The sequence below is a fragment of the Curtobacterium sp. MCBD17_008 genome (genome assembly GCF_003234475.1).
Lineage (GTDB): Bacteria > Actinomycetota > Actinomycetes > Actinomycetales > Microbacteriaceae > Curtobacterium.
The window spans coordinates 42,493-64,831 of the sequence record NZ_QKTK01000016.1 but is presented as its reverse complement, the minus strand read 5'-3'; the positions used below and the strand labels follow the sequence as shown (position 1 = coordinate 64,831).

The 22,339-nt window shown below is 74.5% G+C and carries 17 protein-coding genes; 8 read left to right on the top strand and 9 right to left on the bottom strand.

The window, feature by feature from the left end:
• Positions 1-7: 7 nt before the first annotated feature.
• Positions 8-2,107 (bottom strand): acyltransferase family protein, encoded by a 2,100-nt coding sequence (locus tag DEI95_RS13985; RefSeq protein ID WP_111060622.1) that lies wholly within the window; start codon positions 2,105-2,107, stop codon positions 8-10.
• 38 nt (positions 2,108-2,145) lie between these two features.
• Positions 2,146-4,248, bottom strand: a complete 2,103-nt coding sequence (locus DEI95_RS13980; RefSeq protein ID WP_181436348.1) for an acyltransferase family protein — start codon at positions 4,246-4,248, stop codon at positions 2,146-2,148.
• Positions 4,249-4,327: 79 nt separating this feature from the next.
• Here DEI95_RS13980 and manA point away from each other — a divergent pair, with 79 nt between their 5' ends.
• The 5 genes from manA to DEI95_RS13955 all read left to right on the top strand — a co-directional run bounded on the left by manA (position 4,328) and on the right by DEI95_RS13955 (position 11,469).
• On the top strand, positions 4,328-5,545 hold the full coding sequence (manA, locus tag DEI95_RS13975) for a mannose-6-phosphate isomerase, class I (RefSeq protein ID WP_110900590.1): 1,218 nt from the start codon (positions 4,328-4,330) through the stop codon (positions 5,543-5,545).
• Positions 5,546-5,613: 68 nt separating this feature from the next.
• The gene (gene galE / locus DEI95_RS13970; RefSeq protein WP_111060620.1) at positions 5,614-6,576 is read left to right on the top strand and encodes a UDP-glucose 4-epimerase GalE; all 963 of its coding nucleotides are present in this window, start codon (positions 5,614-5,616) and stop codon (positions 6,574-6,576) included.
• A 220-nt stretch (positions 6,577-6,796) separates the two neighbouring features.
• A complete protein-coding gene (locus DEI95_RS13965) occupies positions 6,797-7,129 on the top strand; it encodes a WhiB family transcriptional regulator (protein ID WP_375232109.1) in 333 nt (110 codons plus the stop codon).
• A 93-nt stretch (positions 7,130-7,222) separates the two neighbouring features.
• Positions 7,223-10,075 carry a glycosyltransferase family 2 protein gene (locus tag DEI95_RS13960; protein ID WP_111060619.1) on the top strand — a complete coding sequence of 951 codons (2,853 nt, stop codon included), beginning with the start codon at positions 7,223-7,225 and terminating at the stop codon, positions 10,073-10,075.
• Complete coding sequence (locus tag DEI95_RS13955) at positions 10,072-11,469, top strand: DUF5719 family protein (RefSeq protein ID WP_110824497.1); 1,398 nt, start codon at positions 10,072-10,074, stop codon at positions 11,467-11,469. The genes DEI95_RS13960 and DEI95_RS13955 overlap by 4 nt, the downstream gene beginning before the upstream one ends.
• A 150-nt stretch (positions 11,470-11,619) precedes the next feature.
• Here DEI95_RS13955 and DEI95_RS13950 read toward each other — a convergent pair whose 3' ends face one another.
• A complete protein-coding gene (locus DEI95_RS13950; RefSeq protein ID WP_110824496.1) occupies positions 11,620-12,060 on the bottom strand; it encodes a metallopeptidase family protein in 441 nt (146 codons plus the stop codon).
• 55 nt (positions 12,061-12,115) lie between these two features.
• On the opposite strand from DEI95_RS13950, the gene DEI95_RS13945 reads away from it, so the two are divergent.
• Positions 12,116-12,343, top strand: a complete 228-nt coding sequence (locus DEI95_RS13945; protein ID WP_110824495.1) for a DUF3499 family protein — start codon at positions 12,116-12,118, stop codon at positions 12,341-12,343.
• 33 nt (positions 12,344-12,376) lie between these two features.
• Positions 12,377-13,855, top strand: coding sequence for an adenosylhomocysteinase (gene ahcY, locus DEI95_RS13940; protein WP_110824494.1), 1,479 nt, complete (start codon positions 12,377-12,379; stop codon positions 13,853-13,855).
• Positions 13,856-13,883: 28 nt separating this feature from the next.
• Here the strand turns inward: ahcY and DEI95_RS13935 are convergent, their stop codons facing one another.
• On the bottom strand, positions 13,884-14,753 hold the full coding sequence (locus DEI95_RS13935; protein WP_111060618.1) for an RDD family protein: 870 nt from the start codon (positions 14,751-14,753) through the stop codon (positions 13,884-13,886).
• Between the two features lie 122 nt (positions 14,754-14,875).
• On the opposite strand from DEI95_RS13935, the gene DEI95_RS13930 reads away from it, so the two are divergent.
• Entirely contained in the window at positions 14,876-15,871 is a 996-nt protein-coding gene (locus DEI95_RS13930) for a stage II sporulation protein M (protein ID WP_111060617.1), read from the top strand.
• A gap of 251 nt (positions 15,872-16,122) precedes the next feature.
• Here DEI95_RS13930 and DEI95_RS13920 read toward each other — a convergent pair whose 3' ends face one another.
• From DEI95_RS13920 to DEI95_RS13900, 5 genes are read right to left on the bottom strand one after another with little or no spacing between them, the layout of a single operon-like run.
• Positions 16,123-17,628 (bottom strand): DUF58 domain-containing protein, encoded by a 1,506-nt coding sequence (locus DEI95_RS13920; RefSeq protein ID WP_258367616.1) that lies wholly within the window; start codon positions 17,626-17,628, stop codon positions 16,123-16,125.
• Entirely contained in the window at positions 17,628-18,623 is a 996-nt protein-coding gene (locus DEI95_RS13915) for an AAA family ATPase (RefSeq protein ID WP_375342356.1), read from the bottom strand. Before DEI95_RS13915 ends, DEI95_RS13920 begins: the two co-directional genes overlap by 1 nt.
• The gene (locus tag DEI95_RS13910; protein WP_111060616.1) at positions 18,620-19,996 is read right to left on the bottom strand and encodes a DUF4350 domain-containing protein; all 1,377 of its coding nucleotides are present in this window, start codon (positions 19,994-19,996) and stop codon (positions 18,620-18,622) included. Before DEI95_RS13910 ends, DEI95_RS13915 begins: the two co-directional genes overlap by 4 nt.
• Positions 19,993-20,781 carry a DUF4129 domain-containing protein gene (locus tag DEI95_RS13905; protein ID WP_181436346.1) on the bottom strand — a complete coding sequence of 263 codons (789 nt, stop codon included), beginning with the start codon at positions 20,779-20,781 and terminating at the stop codon, positions 19,993-19,995. The genes DEI95_RS13910 and DEI95_RS13905 overlap by 4 nt, the downstream gene beginning before the upstream one ends.
• Positions 20,778-22,100, bottom strand: coding sequence for a glycerophosphoryl diester phosphodiesterase membrane domain-containing protein (locus DEI95_RS13900; RefSeq protein ID WP_111060614.1), 1,323 nt, complete (start codon positions 22,098-22,100; stop codon positions 20,778-20,780). The genes DEI95_RS13905 and DEI95_RS13900 overlap by 4 nt, the downstream gene beginning before the upstream one ends.
• Positions 22,101-22,339 lie beyond the last annotated feature (239 nt).

The following is a 22,339-nucleotide window of genomic DNA, read 5'->3' as shown; positions in this document are numbered from 1 at the left end:
CGCGGGGTCACGGTGCCAGCGAGTCCAGCGCAGCGCGCAGTCGATCGCCGAGTGCCGGCGCGAGCGTCGTGGCGAACGTCGCCGTGAGGTGTGTCGGGTCACGGTGCGTCAGCACCCCGCCGATCACGGCCGAGCAGACCGTGGCGGTGCAGTACCGATCGGTCATGTCCACGTACCGCGCAGAGTCGCCGAGCACCCGGACGGCTTCCTCGTTCCCGTCGAAGGCGGCGAGGGCCTGTTCCCGTGGCATGTCGCAGTCCCCGGTCGTGGGGCCCTGCATCTGCGCGAGGCAGGCCACGACGTCGTCCCGGGCGATCGGGTTGTCCCGGATCGCGATCACCGGGACCCCGCGGTCCGTGGCGGTCCGCCACGCGTCGACGAGCCCCTGCACGACCGTCTCGTCGTTCGTGCTGCCGGCGGGGACCACGACCGGGCTCTTGGTCGTCGCGTGGGTGACGACCACCGCGTCGAGTTCGTCGGCGTGCCCGGCGATCCACGCGGTCGCGGCGCGCTTCCAGCCCTGGCAGCTGTCCGTGTAGCCCTGCGTCGGGGCCTCCTGCACGGCGGTCGTCAGGTAGCACCCGATGTGCCCGGCGACGTCGATCCGCCAGTGCTCGCGTTCCGCGATCGCACGGTACGCGGTCATCAGCGCGTTGTTGTGCGAGTCGCCCACCGCGAGGAGGTGTCTGCGGTACCCCGTCTCCGGCCCGAGCGGGCAGACGTTGAAGTCCGCGGTGCGGTTCGACCAGCACGCACCGCTGTTCGCGTCGTCGCGCGCGACCGCAGCGGGTGCCGGGACACGGACGTCGGCGAGCCGCGGGTCGACGCAGGGGTCCGACGAGCCGATCCGGGCGGCGGCGCCGAAGCAGGGCACGTCGCCGCGCTCGAGCCGCTCCGCGAACGCCGCGGCCTGCTGCTGCTGGACCTGGAGCGCGGTGAGGGTCCCCGCGCCGAGGGCGACGACGGCGACGGTGGCGACGAGCCCGAACAGGGCCACGCGGCGGGGCCGCAGCCGTCGGACCCGGGCCGAGGACCGCAGCGGCTCCTCGACGGCGAGCGTCGTCACGGCGGCGAGGGCGAACGAACTGACGAGCACCAGGAGCTTGCTCCGCGTGCCGAGCGGGTGTCCGAGCACCATCGGCAGGACGACGACGGCGGGCCAGTGCCACAGGTAGACGGCGTACGAGATCCGGCCGGTGAACGCGACGGGCGCCAGCCGACCGAGCACCTCGAGGCCGCTGCGACCCCCGGCGGTGACGACGAGCGCGGCCGACAGGACCGGCAGCAGTGCGGCCGTGCCCGGGAACGGCGTCGCCGGTGTGATCACGACGACGGACGCGACGAGTCCCGCGACGCCCAGCCACGCGCCTCCCGTCCGGACGAGGCGGACCCGCGGTGTGTCCGCGAGTGCGAGCGGGACGGTCGCGACGAGCCCGCCGAGTGCGAACTCCCACGCACGGGTGGCGGTGGAGAAGTAGGCGATGCCGGGTGCGGTCCGCGTCTCGACGACGCACCAGACCAGCGAGGCGACCGCGACGACACCGAGCAGGAGGCGCGCCGTGCGGACGGTGCTCGCGCCGCGGGTCCGACGCAGGACCCAGCCGGCGACGAGCAACAGGAGCGGCAGCGCGATGTAGAACTGCTCCTCGACCGACAGCGACCAGAAGTGCTGGAAGGGCGAGGGCTGGTTGTCGCTGGCGAGGTAGTCGACGGCGTCGGAGGCGAGCTGCCAGTTCTGCAGGTAGACCGTCGACGCGATGAGCTCGCGCCCGTACTGCCCCCACAGCGAACTCGGGACGACCAGCAGGACCACCACACCGGTGACGACGATCGTCAGGAACGCACCGGGCAGGAGCCGACGAGCGCGCCGTGCCCAGAACGAGCCGAGCTCGACACGGCCGGAGCGGACCTGTTCGCGGAGCAGGTGCCCGGTGATGAGGTACCCGGAGATGACGAAGAAGACGTCGACGCCGACGAAGCCCCCCGGCAGGCGGTTCGGCCACAGGTGGTAGAGGACCACGGCGAGGACGGCGAACGCGCGCAGCCCCTGGATGTCCCAGCGCGTGCCGGGGACGGTGTCGGTGGCGGAGGGGGCGGTCGCGGACATCGCCGAGAGTCTACGGGCCCGCACACCCCCGATCCGGCTCACTCCGCGCGCTGCAGGGCCCGCTCGATGCCGCGCTCGAGGAAGGGCCGCAGGGTCTTCGCGAACGTGTTCGTGATGTGCGTCTTGTCGCGGTACACGAGCACCCCGCCGATGACGGCCGGGCACGTCGTGTCCGTGCAGTACAGGTCGGTCAGGTCCACGACCTGCGCCAGCCGACCGATCCGCTTGGCCGCCTGCTCCTGGCCGTCGAAGGGCGCCGTGCCCGCTGAACGGGTCTGGTCGCACGCGGTGGTGGTCGGCCCCGTCATCCGGGCGACGCAGGTGACGACGCCCTTCGCCGGGACCGGGTTGTCGCGGACGGCGATGACCGGCACGCCCGCGTCGGTCGCGGTCCGCCACGCGGTCACGAGCCCGTCGACGGTGGCGTCCTCGGCCGAGACGTCCCCGGCGGCCAGCACCGGGCGGGAGGTCGCCGAGTGCGTCACGAGCACCGCGGTGAGGTCCTCGTGGTTCTCCTCGATGTACGCCATCGCACGCTGCTTCCACGTGGTGCAGCTCGCGAGCAGCCCGGCGCTGGGAGCGGACTGGTCCGCCGCCGTGAAGTAGCAGCTCGGGTGACCGGCGACGTCGATCCGCCAGCCGTTGGCCTCGGCGATGCGCTGGTACACGTCGATCAGGGCGTTGTTGTGCGAGTCCCCGAGCGCGATGAAGCGCTTCGTCCAGCCGGTCTCCGGACCGAGCGTGCAGCGGGCGAACTGGCCCGCCCCGTCGGACCAGCAGGCGTCGCGGTTCGCGTCGTCGCGCTTGGCGTTCGCGGGGGCCGGGACACGCACCGAGCGCAGGTCCGGGTTCACGCACGGGTCCGCGGACCCGATCTCCGCCGCGGCGCCGAAGCACCGGACGTCGCCGCGCTCGAGCCGCCGGGCGGCCTCCTGCGCCTGCGTCTGCTGCACCTGGAGCGTCCCGAGCGTGCCCGCGCCGAGCGCCACCACCGCGACCGTGGCGCAGATCGCCGTCACCGCGACGCGACGAGGACGCCAGCGGCGGACGCGGGACGCGAAGCGGAACGGCTCCTCGACCAGCAGTGTGGACAGCGTCCCGACGACGACCGACCCGACCAGCACGACGACGCGGCCCGTCAGGTCGAGGTCCCGCCCGAGGACGAACGGTGCCAGGACGATCGCCGGCCAGTGCCAGAGGTAGATCGCGTAGGAGGTACGCCCGAGGTGCGCGACCGGGGCCCACCGCCCGATCGACTCGAGCGCCGTCCCCCCGCCGAGCAGCACGACGAGCGTCGCCCCGAGGACCGGCAGGAGCGCGGCCGACCCCGGGAACGGCGTCCCGCCGTCGAGCACCGCGAGTGACGCCACCAGGAACGCGACGCCCGCCCACGTCCCCGTCGCCCGGAGCAGGGCGACGCGTCGGCGACCGGTGGTCGGGACCGGCAGCGTCGCGGCGAGGCCACCGAGGGCGAACTCCCACGCGCGGGTGGCGGTCGAGAAGTAGGCGACCCCGGGCGAGGTCTGCGTCTGCACGACGCTCCACGCCAGCGAGGCCGCCACGACGACCAGGAGGACGACGCGGACCACGACCGCGGGCGACACCGCGCGGCGGGCGAGGATCCGGACGAGCGCGACGGTGCCGATCAGGACGAGCGGCAGCGCGATGTAGAACTGCTCCTCGACCGAGAGCGACCAGAAGTGCTGGAACGGCGACGGGTCGTCGTCGCCGGCCAGGTAGTCGACGGCGTCGGACGCGAGCTGCCAGTTCTGCAGGTAGATCGTCGACGCGATCAACTGCCGACCGTACTGCCCCCATAGCACCGACGGCACGACGAGGAGCACGGTGACCCCGGTGGCCGCGATCGCGAGGAACGCCGCCGGCAGCAGGCGGAGCGCACGGCGGGACCAGAACCGGGCGAGTGCGATGCGTCCGGAGGCGAGCAGCTCGCGGAGCAGGTGACCGGTGATCAGGTAGCCGGAGACCACGAAGAAGACGTCCACGCCGACGAAGCCGCCGGGCAGCCGGTGCGGCCACAGGTGGTAGACGACGACCGCCAGGACCGCGAAGGCACGAAGCGCCTGGACGTCCCAGCGGGTGCCGTCCGTCGGGCGGGCTCGCGTACTGCTCGTCTCGGACATCCGGGAGAGTCTACGGAAGAACTGCGGCGTCCCGCGTCGCAGGGCGGTGACCGTCGGGTCGGCCGGATACGCTCGGACCATGTTCCTCGGCATCACGAACACCCCGCGCGACTACGCCTGGGGCTCCGTCTCCGCGATCCCCGAACTGCTCGGACGGACCGTCACCGGCGTCCCGCAGGCCGAACTCTGGCTCGGTGCCCACGCCGGCAGCCCCAGCGTGGTGGTCAACCCCGCGATGGTCGGCGGGGCGGACACGGTGCTCGACTGGATCACCGCCGAGCCCGAGACCGCCCTCGGCACGGACCGGTCCGGGCTGCCGTTCCTCCTCAAGGTCCTCGCCGCCGCGGCCCCGCTGTCCCTGCAGGCGCACCCGACCCCGGAGCAGGCCCGGGAGGGCTTCGACCGCGAGGAAGCCGCCGGGGTCCCGCTCGACGACCCGGCGCGCAACTACAAGGACCCGTTCCCGAAGCCCGAACTCGTCGTCGCCCTGAGCGAGCGCTTCGAGGCGTTGAGCGGCTTCCGACCCGTCGCCGACGCGCTCGCCGAGGTCGAGGCACTCGACGCCGGTTCCGGTCGGCTCGGTCCGCTGGTCGTGCACCTGCAGCACGGGCTCGAGGACACCGTCCGCTGGCTCGAGGAGACCGACGACTCGGCCCGCGCGGTCATCGGCGCGGTCGGGCACCTCGCGACGGAGGCGGTCGCCGCCGCAGGCGCGGACGGTCGGGTGACGCCGAACACCGCGACCGCCGCCGACCTCGCCCGTGCCTACCCGGAGGACCCGGGCGTGGTGGTGTCGCTCCTCATGCACCGGGTGACGCTCGCCCGCGGCGAGGCGATGTACCTGCCCGCCGGCAACATCCACGCCTACCTGGACGGGCTCGGCATCGAACTGATGGCGCCGTCCGACAACGTCCTCCGCGGGGGCCTAACGCCGAAGCACGTCGACGTGCCGGAGCTCCTGCGCGTGCTCGACTTCACCGCACACCCGGCACCGCTCCTCGAGCCGGAGCACCTCGCGCCCGCGGTGGACCGGTTCGCGCCGGAGGGCGTCGGCTTCGCACTGGTGCGCGTGACGAACGACGGGCGACCGGTCGGTGCCGGTGGCACCGCGCCCCTGGACGGGCCGTCGATAGCGATCTGCACCGAGGGGGTCGTGACCCTGGTCGGTGCGCACTCGGCGACCCTGCTCCGCCGGGGCGAGTCCTGCTACATCACGCCGGACGAGGGCGACGTGACGGTCGAGGCCGACGCCGGCAGCGGGACCACCGCGACGGTGTTCATCGCCACCGGCGCCTGATCGGCGCCTGACCAGCGCCTGACGGGCAGCCACCGGGCCGCCGGCGCCCGTTCCGCTAGCGTGGCGGCATGAGTTGGTTGGTCACCGGCGGTGCCGGGTACATCGGGTCCCACGTCGTCCGCGCGCTCGGTGCGGCGGGCATCGACACGGTCGCGTTCGACGACCTCTCGAGCGGGTTCCGGGCGTTCGTGCCGGAGGACGTCCCGTTCGTCCAGGGCACCGTCCTCGACGGCACGCTCCTCGAGCGGACCATGCGGGAGCACGCGGTGACGGGCGTCGTGCACGTCGCCGGGTTCAAGTACGCCGGGGTCTCGGTCGAGCGGCCCCTGCACACGTACGAGCAGAACGTCACCGGCATGGCGACGCTCCTCCGGGCCATGGCCGAGGTCGGCGTCGACAAGGTCGTGTTCTCCTCGAGCGCGGCGGTCTACGGCACGCCGGACGTCGACGTCGTCGTGGAGGAGACCCCGAAGGCCCCGGAGTCGCCCTACGGCGAGTCGAAGCTCATCGGCGAGTGGTTGCTGCGGGACATGGAGGTCGCTCGCGGCTTCACCACGACCTCGTTGCGCTACTTCAACGTCGTCGGCTCCGGGCAGCCGGACCTGTACGACGCGAGCCCGCACAACCTGTTCCCGCTCGTCTTCGACGCCCTGCTCGCCGGTCGGACGCCGCGCATCAACGGTGACGACTACGCGACGCCGGACGGCACCTGCGTGCGCGACTACGTCCACGTCGCGGACCTCGCGCACTCGCACGCGGTCGCGGCCCGGAAGCTCGAGACCGGTGCACCGCTGCAGCGCGCCTACAACCTGGGCAGCGGTGACGGCGTCAGTGTCCGGCAGATCATGGACGCGATGGCGCGGGGGACCGGCATCGACTTCCGGCCCGAGGTCGCCCCGCGGCGCGCCGGCGACCCGGCCCGCATCGTCGCGACCGGCGAGGCCGCCGCGCGGGACCTCGAGTGGGCGATGCGGCACTCGCTCGACGACATGGTGACGAGCGCCTGGGAGGCCCGGCGGCACGCCGCCTGACCGGTCACCGCGCCGTCGGCCCCCGTGGTCGTCCTGGCCGCGGGGGTCGTTCCGTGTCCCCCGGAACGGGTCCGGACACGGCGCGACACGCCCGAATGGGGGACATGCGACCGCGGAACGCGGAGGGGCTCCTATGATCCGCGACTTGACTCCGGGGAATCACACCGCTGTAATTACACCGACGGCATCGTCGTCAGGGCCGCAACCGAGACGTCAAGGGGTGATCAGGGTGAGTGCATCCGACTTCGAAGCCGGAGTGCCGGACGACTGGCACGTCGACCCCGTGGCGCTCGGTGTGCCGGGAGTCCGTCGGACGACCGAGACCGACGACGAGAACCCGCTCTCCTGGCAGGTCGACTCGCTCTGCGCGCAGACCGACCCCGAGGCGTTCTTCCCCGAGAAGGGCGGCTCCACCCGCGAGGCCAAGAAGATCTGCACCTCGTGCGAGGTCCGGGCGCAGTGCCTCGAGTACGCGCTCGAGAACGACGAGCGGTTCGGGATCTGGGGCGGCCTCTCCGAACGTGAACGGCGGAAGCTGCGCAAGCGCGCCTGAGTCGCCGCCGGCCGGCGCCGGTCCGGCCACCTTCGCAACGCGCCGCCGCCGCCCACCGGAACCGAGCCTCCCGGCCCGTAGAGTGGCGCCGTCATGCAGCCCAGTGCCTCCTCACGCCGCGTCACAGCGATCCTCGTCGCCGCCGATGCGGCTGACCACCTCGACCGCACGCTGAACGCCCTCGCTGCGCAGACCCGTCCGCCCGAGGCGCTCGTCGTCGTCGACGTCGGGTCCACCGACGGGTCCACCTCGGAACTCTCGTTCGGCGGCAGCGCCCAGCTCTCCCGGATCCCGGCCGGCCGGCCGTTCGGTGAAGCCGTGCGGCACGGCGAGCGGGTGGCCCCCCGCGCCGAGGCCGAGGACGGCGTCGACGAGTGGCTGTGGCTCGTCGGACACGACAACACCCCGACGCCCGGGACGCTCGCGGCACTCCTGGCGGCCGTCGAGATCGCCCCGTCGGTCGCGATCGCCGGGCCGAAGCTCGTCCACGTCGACGACCCGGCGCGCATCGCCGCCTTCGGCGAGAGCATGACCCGGCTCGGGCGCTCCGTCACCCTGGTGCAGGACGAACTCGACCAGGGGCAGCACGACCGCCAGACCGACGTGCTCGGCGTCTCGGCCGGCGGCATGCTCGTCCGGCGGTCCGTGTGGAACAGCCTCGGCGGGTTCGACCCGGCGCTGCCGGACGTCGACGCCGCCCTCGACTTCTCCGTCCGCGCGCGCCTGGCGGGGCACCGCGTCGCCGTCGTGCCCGAGGCCCGCGCCACCAGCGCCGGGCCGATCGAGGAGTTCGGCCGCGCCAAGGTCGCCGAGCGTCGCCGCGTGCGGATGCACCGGCAGGCGCAGCTGCACCGGCGCCTCACCTACGCGCCCGTCGGCGTCCTCTGGCTGCACTGGCTCACGCTCCTGCCCTTCGCCGTCGGCCGCGCGGTCGGACACCTCGTCGCGAAGCACCCCGCGGCGGTCGCCGGTGAACTGGCGGCCGCGCTCGCGGTCGCCTTCAGCGGTGGCGTCCGACGTGCCCGTCGGACGCTGGCCGCGAACCGGAAGACCGGGTGGGCGGCGATCGAGCCGCTCCGCGTGAGCTGGCGGAGGGTGCACGAACACCGCACCACGTCGCGTGACGTCGAACTCGCGCGGGCGGAGGACGCACCGGTCGCCCGCGCGTCCTTCCTCGGGGACGGCGGCGTCTGGGTGGTGCTCGCCGCGGTCGTGCTGAGCGTCGTGACGCTGTTCCCCCTGCTCGGCTCGCCGGCGCTCACGGGCGGGGGACTCCTGCCGCTGAGCACCGACGTCGGCGACCTCTGGCGGAACGTCGGGTACGGCTGGCACTCGCTCGGGACCGGCTCCACCGGACCGTCGGACCCGTTCGCCGCGGTGCTCGCCGTCCTCGGGTCGATCACGTTCTGGTCGCCGTCCACCTCGGTCGTCGTCGTGATGCTGCTCTCGTTCCCGCTCGCCGCGTTCGGCGCCTGGGCGGCCGTGCGCAAGGTGACGACGCGGACCTGGGTCCCGGTCATCGGCGCCGTGCTCTACACGCTCGCCCCCGCGCTCGTCGGCGCGGTCACCTCGGGTCACCTCGGCGCCGTGATCGCACACGTGCTGCTGCCCTGGCTGTTCCTGACGCTCGTCGAGGCGCACCGCTCGTGGGCGTCCGCGTCGGGCGCCGCGCTGCTCTTCGCGGTCGTCGCCGCGTGCGCCCCGTCGCTCCTGCCGGTGCTGCTCGTCGGGTGGCTGGTCGCCCTGGTGGTCGGCTTCCGGCACGCGCACCGACGCGTCTTCGTGCCGGTCCCGGCAGCCGTGCTGTTCCTGCCGCTGGTCCTCGCGCAGGTGGGCAGGGGGAACCCGCTCGCCGTGTTCGCCGACCCGGGCGTACCGACGGCCACACCCGCGCCGAGCGCACTCCAGCTCGCCATCGGGCAGCCGCTGCCGGACTGGAACGGCTGGCTGTCCGCCACCGCGCCCCTCGGCCTCGGCAGCGCGGTGCTGCCCGTCGCGATGGCGGTCCTGGCACTCCCGGTCGCCGCGAGCGCCCTCGGCGCCGTGCTCGGACACCGGTGGACCCTCGCGGGCACCGCGCTCGTCGCCGCACTCCTCGGGTACGCGACCGCGTTCGGCGCGACCCACCTCGCCGTCACCGGTGTCGGGTCCACGACGACGATCGTCTGGCCGGGCAGCGCCCTGTCCGTCATGGCCCTCGCCCTCGTGGTCGCCGCCTGCATCGGCATCGACACCGTGCCACGTGCTGCCCCGGTCGTCGGTCTCGTCGCGAGCGTCTTCGCGGCCGTCGCCGTCGCGCCTGCGTTCGGGGCCTTCTACCTCGACCGCGCGGCGATCCAGCCGACCTCGGGACGGGTGTTGAGCGCGTACGTCAACGCCGAGGCGCAGGCCAACCCGGACGTCGGCACCCTCGTCGTGCAGCCCCAGACCGACGGGTCCCTCGCGGTCTCCCTCGAGCGCGGCCAGGGCTCGACGTTGGACGACCAGTCCACGCTCGACGCGACCGCGCTGTCGCTCAGCCGGTCCGGTTCGCGGTTGGCCACGCTGGCCGGGAACCTCGCGAGCCGCAGTGGCTACGACCCCGAGCCGGCGCTCCGGGAACTCGGCGTCAGCTTCGTGCTGCTCGACGACGCGCCGGACGACCCCGAGGCCCGGGCGGTCCACGACCGCGCGGCCGGGGCGATCGGCCAGAACGCGCTCTTCACGAGCATCGGCGAGACGACGAACGGCGCGCTCTTCCACTACGAGGGCGACGTCGACCGCACGAGCACCGGGTCCGCCGCCGCGAAGGCCACGCACGTGCTGTACCTCGTGGTGATCGGGATCGTGTTCGGTGCCGCCGCACTGCTCGCCGTCCCGACCGCGCCGCGTCGACGCCGTGCCACCTCGAACGTGATCGAGGCCGACGAACCCGCCACCACCTTCGACGAGGAGCGCGACGAATGAGCACGAGCACCGCGCGCCGCTGGGCGCTCCGCGGCACCGCGACCGCCGTCGCCGTCGTCGTCGCGGCCGGCACGATCGCCGCCGCGCACACCATCGGCACCAGCGAGACGCCCGGGCACCCGGCGGGTCGGACCGTCACGCCCGTCCCCGCCGCGGCGGAACGGGTCTGCGCGGGGAGCGCGCTTCGGCTCTCCGACGACGCCGGCAACGACGCCACCCGGGCGAGCGCGGTCGGTTCCCCGGAGATCGCGAGCGCCACCACGGGTGGGACCGTCGAGCGCACGCAGCTCGAGGGGTCGAGCACCGGCAGCAGCGACCCGACCCTGCTCACCGCGCCCGCCGGGGACACCGCGCCGCAGGTCGCCGGCAGCAGCGTCCAGAGCGTCTCGGACGGCGACCTGGTCGGCATGGGGGCGGCGTCGTGCGACGACCCGTCGCAGTCGACCTGGTTGGTCGGCGGCTCGACGGAGACCGGCCGGACGAGCCTCGTCACGCTCGCCAACCCCACCGACGTCAACGCGACCGTGGACCTGGCGATCGCCGACGCGGAGGGCACCGTCAGCGCGCCCGGCACGACCGGCATCGTCGTCGCCCCGAACTCCCAGAAGGTCGTCCCGCTCTCCGGCTTCGTCACCGACCAGGGCGCGACGGTGGTCCACGTCACCTCGACCGGGGGCCAGATCGTCGCGCACATGCAGGAGACCGTCGTCCGGACGCTCACCCCCGGTGGGTTCGACATCGTCTCGGGCGGAGCCGCTCCCGCGCGCACGCAGGTCATCCCGGGTGTCGTGCTCGACGACGCCGAGGGGGCGCAGCGTGGCGAGGACACCGCGGACGCGGCACCCGCGCTCCGGCTCTACGTGCCGGGGGACCGGGCGGCGCGCGTGACGCTCGGCATCACGACGGCGGACGGCGGTGGCACCACCGTGGACGCCACCGCGGAGCCCGGCATCGTCACCGACGTGCCGCTCGACGACTTCCCGGACGGCCGGTACTCGTTCACGATCACCTCGACGGTGCCGATCGTCGCCGCGGCGCGCACGACCACGCCGACCGAGGACGGCCGGACGGACCTCGGCTGGTTCGCCTCGGCGGAACCGCTCGGCGCGTCGACGGTCACCGCCGTCGCCCCCGGTTCCGGTGCCAGGCTCAACCTCGTCAACCCCACGCGGGAGGACGCGACCGTCACGATCGCGTCCGGTGAGGACTCCCAGGAGGTCGAGGTCGCCTCCGGGTCGACCGCGACGGTCAGCGTGCCGAGCACGCAGCAGCTGCGGATCACCGGCGCGGCGGGACTGGTCGCCGGCGTCACGTACCAGGGCGACGACGGCATCGCCGGGTTCCCGGTCCGGCCGTCCACCGAGGTGTCCAGCCCCCTGCGGGTCTACCCCTAGCGGGTCTGCCGCTGGCGGGTCCGCGGCTGGCGGGTCTGCCGCTGCGGGTCTACCCCTGGCGGGTCTGCCGCTGGCGGGGCTGCCCCTGGTGCGTCCGCCGGGTCGGCCGGCGGTCGTCGCCTGCGCGCGGTGCCGGCCGGGAGGCCCGGGTCACCAGTGCCGGTAGCGGTCCGGCGCCAGGTCCCACGGGTCCTTGTCGATGAGCTCGGCCACGGCGCGGAACACCGCGGTCTCGACGACGATGCGCCGGTCCACGTCGTCCTTCTCCGGGCTGTGCGTCACGCGCTCCACCGGGATCCGGAACACCGTGACGCGGCGGCCGTCCCGGTCGATCCGCCACCGCGGCAGAGCGTCGGGGAGCGTCGCGTCGTGCGGCATGTCCGCGACCTGGAACACGACCCCGGCGAGCTCCTCCGGCCAGAGGCCGACCAGGTAGTGCGCGGTGTCGCCGACGACGCGGTCGAAGACCTCGGCGCGGGTCGTCACGGGTGCGAGCTCGGGACCGGTGACGCTCGAGCGGTACCCCCGGCCGTGCCGGGAACGCCCGCGAGCACGGTCGACCCGCGGGACGGGAGGGGGCTTGCGACGCATCCGCCCATCGTACGCGGCGGCCCCCACGGCGGCTGCCGGTAGGGTCGCAGACGGTATGGACGTACGGATCTGCAGCAAGGTCGCCTGTGGCGCGGGCGCCTCGGCGACCCTGACGTACGACTACGCCGACTCCATGGTGGTCGTCGGACCGCTGTCCACGCGCGTCGAACCGCACGGCTACGACCTCTGCGCCCGGCACGCCGCGACGCTCCGGGTGCCGCGGGGATGGCAGGTCGTCCGCCGGGACCCGCCGCCGAGGACCCCGGACCGCACCCCGTCCTGACCCGGGTCCGGAGACCGTGGGAGACTGGTCCCCATGCCGATCGAAACCCGCGCCGCCGTCCCGTTCCGCGTCGCCGACCTCACGCTCGCCGAGGCCGGACGCCACCAGATCCGCCTCGCCGAGAACGAGATGCCCGGCCTGATGGCCCTGCGCGAGGAGTTCGGCGCCTCACAGCCCCTCGCGGGCGCGCGCATCGCCGGCTCGCTGCACATGACCGTGCAGACGGCCGTCCTCATCGAGACCCTCGTCGCGCTCGGCGCCCAGGTCCGCTGGGCCAGCTGCAACATCTTCTCCACGCAGGACGAAGCGGCCGCGGCCGTCGCCGTCGGCCCGACCGGGACGCCTGATGCCCCGGCCGGCGTCCCCGTGTTCGCCTGGAAGGGCGAGACCCTCGAGGAGTACTGGTGGTGCACCACCCAGGTCTTCGACTGGAGCGCCGAGGCCGCGGCGGCCGGGGCCGACTGGACCGGGCCGAACCTCATCCTCGACGACGGCGGTGACGCGACCATGCTCGTGCACACCGGTGCCGACGCCGAGGCAGCCGGCCGGGTGCCCGAGGCCGGTGCGGACGCGAGCGCCGAGTGGAAGATCGTGCTGGCAACGGTCGCCGCCTCGCTCGAGGAGTCCCCGGACCGCTGGACCCGCATCGCGGCCGAGGTGCAGGGCGTCACGGAGGAGACCACGACGGGCGTGCACCGGCTGTACGAGCTGGCCCGGAACGGCGAGCTGAAGTTCCCGGCGATCAACGTGAACGACTCCGTCACGAAGTCGAAGTTCGACAACAAGTACGGCATCCGCCACTCGCTGCCCGACGGGCTGAACCGGGCCACCGACGTCCTCATCGGCGGCAAGGTCGCCTTCGTGGTCGGCTACGGCGACGTCGGCAAGGGCGCTGCCGAGGCCCTCCGTGGGCAGGGCGCGCGCGTCATCGTCAGCGAGGTCGACCCGATCTGCGCACTGCAGGCCGCGATGGACGGCTACCAGGTCGCCCGGTTGCAGGACGTCGCCGGCGAGGTCGACATCGTCGTCACCTGCACGGGCAACCTCGGCGTCGTCGGGGTCGAGGACATGCTGGCGCTGAAGCACCTCGCGATCGTGGCGAACGTCGGGCACTTCGACAACGAGATCGACATGACCGGGCTCGAGACCCTGCCGGGGGTGGAGAAGGTCGAGATCAAGCCGCAGGTGCACGAGTGGCGCCTGCCGAACGGCCGCTCGATCCTCGTGCTCAGCGAGGGCCGCCTCATGAACCTCGGCAACGCCACCGGGCACCCGTCCTTCGTGATGAGCAACTCGTTCACCAACCAGGTGCTCGCGCAGATCGAGCTGCACACCCGCCTCGACGCCTACCCCACCGGGGTCTACGTGCTGCCGAAGCACCTGGACGAGAAGGTGGCGCGGCTGCACCTCGACGCGCTCGGCGTGCGGCTCACCGAACTCCGTCCGGAGCAGGCGTCCTACATCGGTGTCGCCGTCGAGGGCCCGTACAAGCCCGAGCACTACCGGTACTGACACCGGCGCCGGTTCGCGGCCCCGCTGCTCAGCGCGGGAAGCCGGGCGGGCGGGCGCCCGCCACACCGGTGGCCGTGTCGAGCGCGCGCAGCCGGGAGCTGAACGCCCGGGCGTCGCGTTGTCGTCGGAGCGCCACGACACCGGCCAGGAACTCCTCCGGCGGCACCGGCGGGACCGGGTGCGCGTACTCGGCGACCTCGGCCGCGAGGGCGCGGGCTGCGGCTTCCCGGTGCGCCGGCTGCACGGACGCGGCCCCGCGGAAGAACGCCCCGAGCCGGTTCTCGAGCCGCTGGGGCAGCGCTCGGACGTCGGCCACGCGGGCCCAACCGGCCAGTGACGGCGGCAGGGACACCGACGGAGCAGCGGAGCGCGGGAGTCGTTCGTGCTGGACCACGGTGCCGGCGAGCAGGTCCCCGAGGCGGCGCGGTCGGGAGCCGAACAGGGCGACCACGAGCGCGAGCGACCCGACGGTGCCCCAGAGCTCGAGCAGACCGACCAGCGACCGGGTGAAGGCGTGGCGGAAGGACACCGCGCCGCCGTCGAGCCGGACCACCCTCGTCCCGAGCGCGTACCGCCCGACGCTCTTGCCCCGGGTCGCCGTCTCGACGGCCGCGGGGACGAGCACGAACACGGTCACGACGACGGCGATCTGCGACGCGGCCGCCCACGCGTCGTCGACGCCTGCCGGCCAGACGCGCGACAGGCCGATGAGCAACATCACGAGGAGCGCGCCGAGGCAGAGCGCGTCGAGGAGCGCCGCCGCGAGACGGAGCACGATGCCCGCCGGGACGACGTCGAGCGCCACCGCCTCGCCGACGACGAGTGCGTCGTCGGTGTCGTCGAGCGCGCGGACGAAGCGTCCGTCCGCCAGGTCGCGGGGCGTGCTGCGCTTCGGCATGGGATCATTCTGGCGGAAGCGTGCCACGAGCGGCAGGACGGGCTCGTCACGGTGACGGTGGAGGCGACGTCCCGGCCGACGCCGTGACGGCCGTCGGCGGCGGAGGACCGAGGGGGAGACGGATGGACCTGGACGCGTACGCGGACGTGCACCGCGAGCGGTGGACGGAGCTCGACCGGCTCGCCCGGCGCCGCCCGTCCTCCGGTGCCGACGTCGACCGCCTGGTCGCCAGGTACCAGGCCGCCGCGACCGACCTGGCGCGGATCCGGGCCGCCGCGCCCCGGTCCGCCACGGGGGACCGGCTGTCCCTGACCCTGCACCGTGCGCGGCTCCGGTTCACCGGGACACCGGCCGACCCGCTGACCGTGCTGACCAGGTTCTTCACACTGCAGCTGCCCGCAGCGCTGTACCGCATCCGCTGGGTGACCATCTGGGTCGCGGTCGCCACCGTCCTCGTCGCGGGCATCACGGCGGTCTGGATCGCCTCCACACCGGGCGCCGTCGCCACCTTCGGCACGGACGCCGCGCTCCGGCAGTACGCGACGCAGGACTTCGTCGACTACTACTCGGACCACGGCCTCGGTGCCTTCACCGCGCAGGTGTGGACGAACAACGCGTACATCGCGGCGAGCATGGTCGCGTTCGGGATCACCGGACTGTTCGTGCCGTACGCGATCATGCAGAACGCGGTCAGCCTCGGTGTCTCGGCGTCGATCATGCACTCGCAGGGGCGGCTCGGCGACTTCTTCCTCTACATCGCGCCGCACGGGCAGCTCGAGCTGTACTCGATCTTCCTCGCGGGCGGTGCCGGCCTCATGATCGCCTGGTCGTGGATCGCCCCCGGCGCCCGGACCCGCGCGCAGGCCCTGGCCGAGGACGGGCGGGCGCTCATCACGGTCGCGATCGGGCTCGTGCTCACGCTGCTGCTGTCCGGCGTCGTCGAGGGCACCGTGACCCGGCAGGAGTGGCCGTGGCCGGTGAAGATCGGCATCGGGACGGTCGCGCTCGCCCTGGTCCTGGCGTACCAGTGGGTGCTCGGCGGTCGGGCGTACCGGGCGGGGGAGCGCGGGGACCTCGACGAGTTCGACCGGGGCGCCGCGGCGATCGTCGCGGGCTGACCCGGTCTGCGGCCCGCGCTCGGCCACCGGCCACCGGCGGTCAGCGGCCCGCGACTGACCGCTCCGGGGCGGTGCACAGCGTCCGCCGCGACTGACCGCTCCGCGGCTGTGCGCCGCGCCCTGCCCGTTCTGGACCCGTGCGCCGCGTGCGCCGCGCCCTGCCCGTTCCGGACCCGTGCGCCGCGTCCGCCGCGCCCTGCTCGCTCCGGACCCGTGCGCCGCGTCCGTCGCGACCCGCCCGCCGGACCGGGTCAGAGCCTCCCGGACGCCTTCGCCCGGATGTACGCGTCCGCGGTGCGCGGTGGGACGTCCTCGGGCAGCCCCCGCACCACCTCGGCACCCGCGCGTCTGGCGACGTCCGCGACGCCGTCGGCGTCGAGGAGCGTCCGTTCCGCGGCGGCGCGTCGGTACACCTGCTCCGCGTCCTTCCGCGACCAGCCGTCCCGCACCGACCGGCCGTCCAGCACTGACCGGCCGTCCAGCCGTGACGAGCCGAGCCGACGCGACGACCCGGTCCGGCGACCCGTCGGGACTCCGTCTCCGTCCCGGTCCCTGGCAGCGCGCCCGGTCCGGTCTCGCTCGGTCCGGTCTCGTTCGGCGCGCCGACCCGCCGCGTCCGCCCCGCCCCCGTCCGTCGTCCCACCGGTCGCGGCCATCCGCACCACGGCGGGGTCCTCGACCGACGTGACGACCACGGCGTGCCGACGGCCGAGCACGGGCAGCACCGCGAGCAGGTCGCCGGACGCGCCCACGGAGTCGAGGCTCGTCGCGAGCACCACGAGCGCCCGCTGCGTCGTCACCGCGTCGACGATCGCCGGGACGGCCGCCCAGTCGGTGGCCCGGAGCCCGGGCTCGGCGGTGGCCAGGGTCTCCCCGAACCGCTGCACGACGTCCGCCCGGGTGGCGCCGTGCACGCGACCCCGGACGGTGTCGTCGAGCACCACGAGGTCGACCCGGTCCCCGGCAGCGGCGGCGAGCGCCCCGACGAGCAGCGCCGTCTCGATCGCGGTGTCCAGGCGGGGCTCGTCGTCGACCCGTCCGGCTCCGGCACGACCGGCGTCGACGACGACCACGACCCGGCGGTCGCGCTCAGGCCGCCAGGTGCGCACGACGAGGTCCTGCCGCCGGGCCGTGGCACGCCAGTCGATCGACCGGACGTCGTCCCCGCGGACGTAGTCGCGGAGGGAGTCGAACTCGGTGCCGTGCCCGCGCAGCTGCAGGGTCGTCTCGCCGTCGAGTTCCCGCAGGCGGGCCAGGCGCGACGGCAGGTGTCGCCGCGACCGGAACGGCGGGGTGACCACCAGGGCGTCCGGCGCCGCGACGACCCGTTGCCGCGCGGCGAGTCCGAGTGGGCCGGCTGCCCGGAGCGCGATCCCGGCGGTGGTGCGTCGGCCGCGACGGAAGGGTGCGAACCGCATCCGGGCGGTACGGCGCTCGCCTCCGGGCACGGTCATCGGGATCCGACGCGGTCCGTGGCCGGCCGAGGGCTCCCACATGTCCCGGACCACCGCCCGCAGCACCCGTCGACCGTCGTTGGCGAGCACCAGCGTCCCCTCGGCCGTGGTGTCGCGGCGGGCGAGGCGGGGCATCCGGCGTTCCACCCGCACCAGCCGCAGGTCGGCCGCCAGCACGAGGTCGACGGCGGCGGCGAGCACCACGAGGCCGATCCACGCGAGACCGCCCCACCCGCTGCCGAGCAACACGGTGGGGACGATCGCGACGGCGAGGAGCGCGACGAACCGACCGGTGACGGCCACTAGATCGGCACCCGGACCTGCTCGAGCACCTGCTGCAGCACGCCGTCCGCCCCGACGCCCTCGAGTTCGGCGTCGGGCGCGATGCGGAGCCGGTGCCGCCAGACGGGCAGGAGCATCGCCTGCACGTGGTCGGGTGTGATGGCGTCGTAGCCGGTCAGCCAGGCCCAGGCCTTCGCAGCGGCGAGGAGCGCGGTCGACCCGCGCGGGCTCACCCCGACGCGGACGGACGGTGCCTGCCGGGTGGCGCGGGCCAGGTCGACCACGTACGCGAGCACGTCGTCCCGGGCACCGACGGCCAGTACGGCGCGCTGCGCGGCACGGACCTCGTCGACGCCGACGACGGGCACGATGCCGGCGGACCGGACGTCCCGCGCCACGAACCCGTCGGCGTGCCGGCGGAGGACCTGCCACTCGACGTCGCGCGGTGGCAGGTCGAGCGTGAGCTTCATGAGGAAGCGGTCGAGCTGCGCCTCCGGGAGCGTGTACGTCCCCTCGAACTCGATGGGGTTCATCGTCGCCGCGACGAAGAACGGGTCGGGCAGCGGCCGGGCGGCACCGTCGACGCTGACCTGGCGTTCCTCCATGGCCTCGAGCAGCGCGGACTGCGTCTTCGGGGGCGTCCGGTTCACTTCGTCCGCGAGCAGCACGTTCGTGAACACCGGTCCCTCGCGGAACGGGAAGGTCCCGGTCGAGGCGTCGTACACGAGCGATCCGGTGACGTCGCCGGGCATCAGGTCCGGTGTGAACTGGATGCGCTTCGTGTCGAGCGACATCGCCGCCGCGAGGCTCCGCACGAGCAGGGTCTTCGCGACGCCGGGCACGCCCTCGAGCAGGACGTGTCCCTGCGCGAGCAGACCCACGATCATGCCGGAGACCGCGCCCTCCTGGCCGACGACGGCCTTGCCGACCTCGGTGCGGACGCGACCGAGGACCTCGCGCAGGGGGTCGCCGCCCGAGCGGGGCCCGGGTGCGGGTGTGGTGGGCAGGTCGGTCACGGTCGTCCTCCTGGTGGTGTGGGCGGGGTCGGTGTCGTGGACGGGGGTGTCGGCGGTGCGGCCCGGCCGGCGACGCCGTCCCGGGGACCGCGCCGCGCGCGCGCACCTGTGGGGGGAGTGCGGCTCGCGTCGTCGGTGGTCCTCGGCGGAGCCGTCCGGGAGGCTCGGCGCACGTCCCCGGACACGGCCAGGCCGACCGCGTCCTCGAGGTCGTCGAGGGCGGTCGCGCCGGCGACGAGCGCACGGTCGTCGCCGGTGGGCCCGCCGACGAGCACTGCTCCGACCTGCCCGACCGGTCGGCCGGTCACGGCGGCGGTCCGGCGCACCACCTCGTCGACGTGTGCGGAGCGGGGCAGGCCGAGCTGCCGCCCGATCCGGCGGACCGCGGCGATCCGGAGCGTGTCGAGCGTGTGCGTCCGGTCGCGGACCCGCACGGCGAGGCGCGCGCGTCCCTCGGTGGTCTCGGCGGCACGGACCACGACCGGCAGGTGTTCGACCACGAGGGGGCCGAGCCGTCGGCCGCGCCAGACCGCCGCGGCGACGGCCACGACGCCCAGCACGCCGATCGCGCTCGGGACCCACGGCGGAGCGAGGTCGCCGAGCGAGGGAGCGGCGTCGGCGCTCCCGGCCGTCGGCACGTACCAGACCAGGTCCTCCTGACTGCCGAGCAGTCCGAGCGCCAGGGCCGCGTTGCCCGCACGGGTCACGGTGTCGTTCCGGAAGGCCGCCGTCGTGCCGACGACGGTGACGTGCCCGGCCGGGGTCGCCGTGCGGAGGAGGCCCCACCGACGGTCCGCTCCGGTGCCGGACGGGACGCAGCGGACCACGTCGGGGTCGTCGGTCGCGTAGGTGACCCCGGCGGTGCTGACGGACCCGGCGTCGCGGGCGGCCGGGATCGCGCACGACGCGGTCGACGCCGTGGTGTCCGTCGAGGACGCGCCGGCCGGACGCGCGTCGAGGCCGAACGCCTCCAGGACGGCGGGGTCGGTGGTGACGAGGACCACGTCGGCCGCGGTCCTCGCGATGCGGCGGGCGACGGACGGGGCGAGCACCCCGGCCGAGTCGTCCACCAGGACGGTGCCCTCGCCGCTGCCGATCCGGTCGGCGTCGGAGACGACCGTGACCTCGGTGCCCTGCTCGCCGAGGACCCGCACCAGTGCCCGCGAGCCGCTGCCCGTCGTCGACGACGGGTCGAGCGGGACGTCCGACGGCTGCTGGCCGGGACCGACGGCGGCGGTCAGGACCGCCAGGAGCAGCCCGACGACGACCACCGCGGCCCAGGCACCGATGCGCAGGGCACGGTCACGCGGGGTCGGCCCGGTCGGGGCGGCAGCCGCACCGGCCGGTGCCGCCGGCGGCGCGGTGGTGCTCATGCGTGGACCCCCGGGTCGGCGTCCGTCCGGTCGCCGTCCGTCTCGTCCGCGTCCGTCCGGTCGGCGGGCCGTGCCGGGACAGAGGGACCCGCCGGGCCGGGAGCGCTGCCGGCGTCGGTGCCGGTCCCCGAGCCGGCGCGGTGTCCGCCCGGGCCGCCGGGGCCGCCCGTCGTGACCGGTCGGGCGGCGCGCACCGCCGCGGAGGCGTCGAGCACGCGGCGGGCGGTCTCCTCGTCGGCGTCGACCCCGAGGTACCGGACGGCGTCGAAGGCGTCCGACGCGTCCCGCAGCACGGTGCCGAGGGTGGGGAACGGCACCGTGGCGCGGTCTGCGATGGCGCGGGCGGTGGCCCCCGGGACCACCGTGACCAGGTCCCGTTCGGCGAGACCCCGGGCCAGCGCGCGGTACCCCTCGAGCACCGCGGTCGACCAGTCCCCGGCCCGGAACGCCGCGCTGGCCGCAGCGGCGACGGCGCTCGCCGAGCGGAGGTCGTCGTCGTCGAACACCCCGCCCGGGTCCTCGCCGCGCAGCCGTGCTCGTCGACGCGGCAGCCCGCGGGTGACCACGACGAGCACCACGACGGCGACGAGCACGACGACCGCGATCACGAGCAGGGTCCGCCCGAACGTGGTGGAGCCGCCACCGTCCGGCAGCAGGGACCCGAGCCAGTCGAGGAAGGCCCGGGAGGCGCGGTCCCACCAGGTCTCCTGCGCCCCGCGGTACTCGGCGCGGCCGAGCTCCTGCTCGAGCAGGCGGCGGGCCTCGTCCGGGTCGACCGCGGTCACGGGCGACCGCTCGGCGGGTCCTGCTGCTCGGGCCAGCGCTGCTCGGGCCAGCCCTGCTGCCCAGGCGAGCCCTGCTGCTGCCAGCCCTGCTGCTGGGGCCAGCCCTGCTGCTCGGGCGAGCCCTGCTGCTGCCAGCCCTGCTGCTCGGGCCAGCCCTGCTGCTGGGGCCAGCCCTGCCGGGGCGACCACGACTGCCGGTCGCCGGGGCTCGACGGCGCGAAGGGGTCGGCCGGCTGCCCGGTCTCCAGGTGCGCGGCGATGCGCTGGTCGAGCGCCTCGGTCCGGATGCGCCGGTCGATCGTCAGGAAGGTGGTGATCGACGCGGTCAGCACGTCCGTGACGCACTGCACCGCGATCACGAGCAGGCTGCCGATGGCGAGCGTGACGACGGCGCCGACCGAGGGCGGCCCTCCGGCGGTCGAGGATCCGGTCTGACCGAGCGGGTCGAACACGCCGGAGAACAGCGTGAGCCCGACGGTCAGCGGGATGCTGGCGATGCTCGCCGCGAAGGCCAGCACCACCTGCACGAGCAGCAGGATCCCGAAGGTCCGCCAGAACGCGCCACGGGTGAGGCGCCACGACTGCCCGGCGGCCGAGAAGACCCCGCGGCCCTCGAGCGCGATGGTCGGGACGGTGAAGGCGAACCGCGTGGTGAAGAAGGCGACGAGCACGGCGAACCCGAGGACCATCACGACGATCGTCAGGACGAACCACCCGACGGCACCGTCACCGGCGGACAGGGCGGCCACGAACGCGAGCACGACCAGGACGAAGACCGTCCCGAGCACGACCCCGCCGGCGAGCTGCAGCAGGATCCACCCGAGGACCGATCGCCGACGTCCGGCGAGCAGTGCCCACAGCCCACGGAACGTGCCGCGCCGTCCGAGGACGCGCTGCCCGGTGTCGACCGCGATCGGGGCGACGAGGAACCCGCGCGCCAGGTACGCCAGGAACGGGAGGCCGATCGACAGCACGGCGTACAACGTCACGGTGCCCGCGATGATCGTGTCGGCGTCACCCGTGCCGTCCACCGCCGCGAGCATGCGGGACTGCAGGGTGCGCTGCCCGAAGGCCGAGGTGAGCGTGGACACGAGGCCCAGCACGCCGGAGAGCAGCACGGCCCAGAGCAGCAGCACCCGCGCGTTGCGGCGGAAGACCGTGAAGGCGCCGGCGAGCACGTCGCCGAGGCCGAGCGGACGGAGCGGGATGACCGGGCGGACGGGCTGCGGACCCGGCCCTCCGACGGACGGGAGCGGTGGCGGCTGGTGCCCCGGACCTCCCGGCCCACCGACGGACGCCGGCCAGGCGGGGGAGTGCACCGGGCCTCCCGGGCCGCCGTGACCGCCCTGCGCGGGCCACCCTGGTGCGCCGGACGCGCGCTCGGGCCCGCCCGTGTGCTCCGGTGGCGTCCCCGCCCCCGGAACGTGCCATCCGCCGTCGACCATGCGCCGTCCCCCGTCGTCCGGTCGCCGCCGGACGCGGCGACCGTGTCCATCCTGTCGGAAAACGTGCGCCGATGAGGGCTCGGCTATCGTGAGCGGAGCGTGCCCGTCCCCGG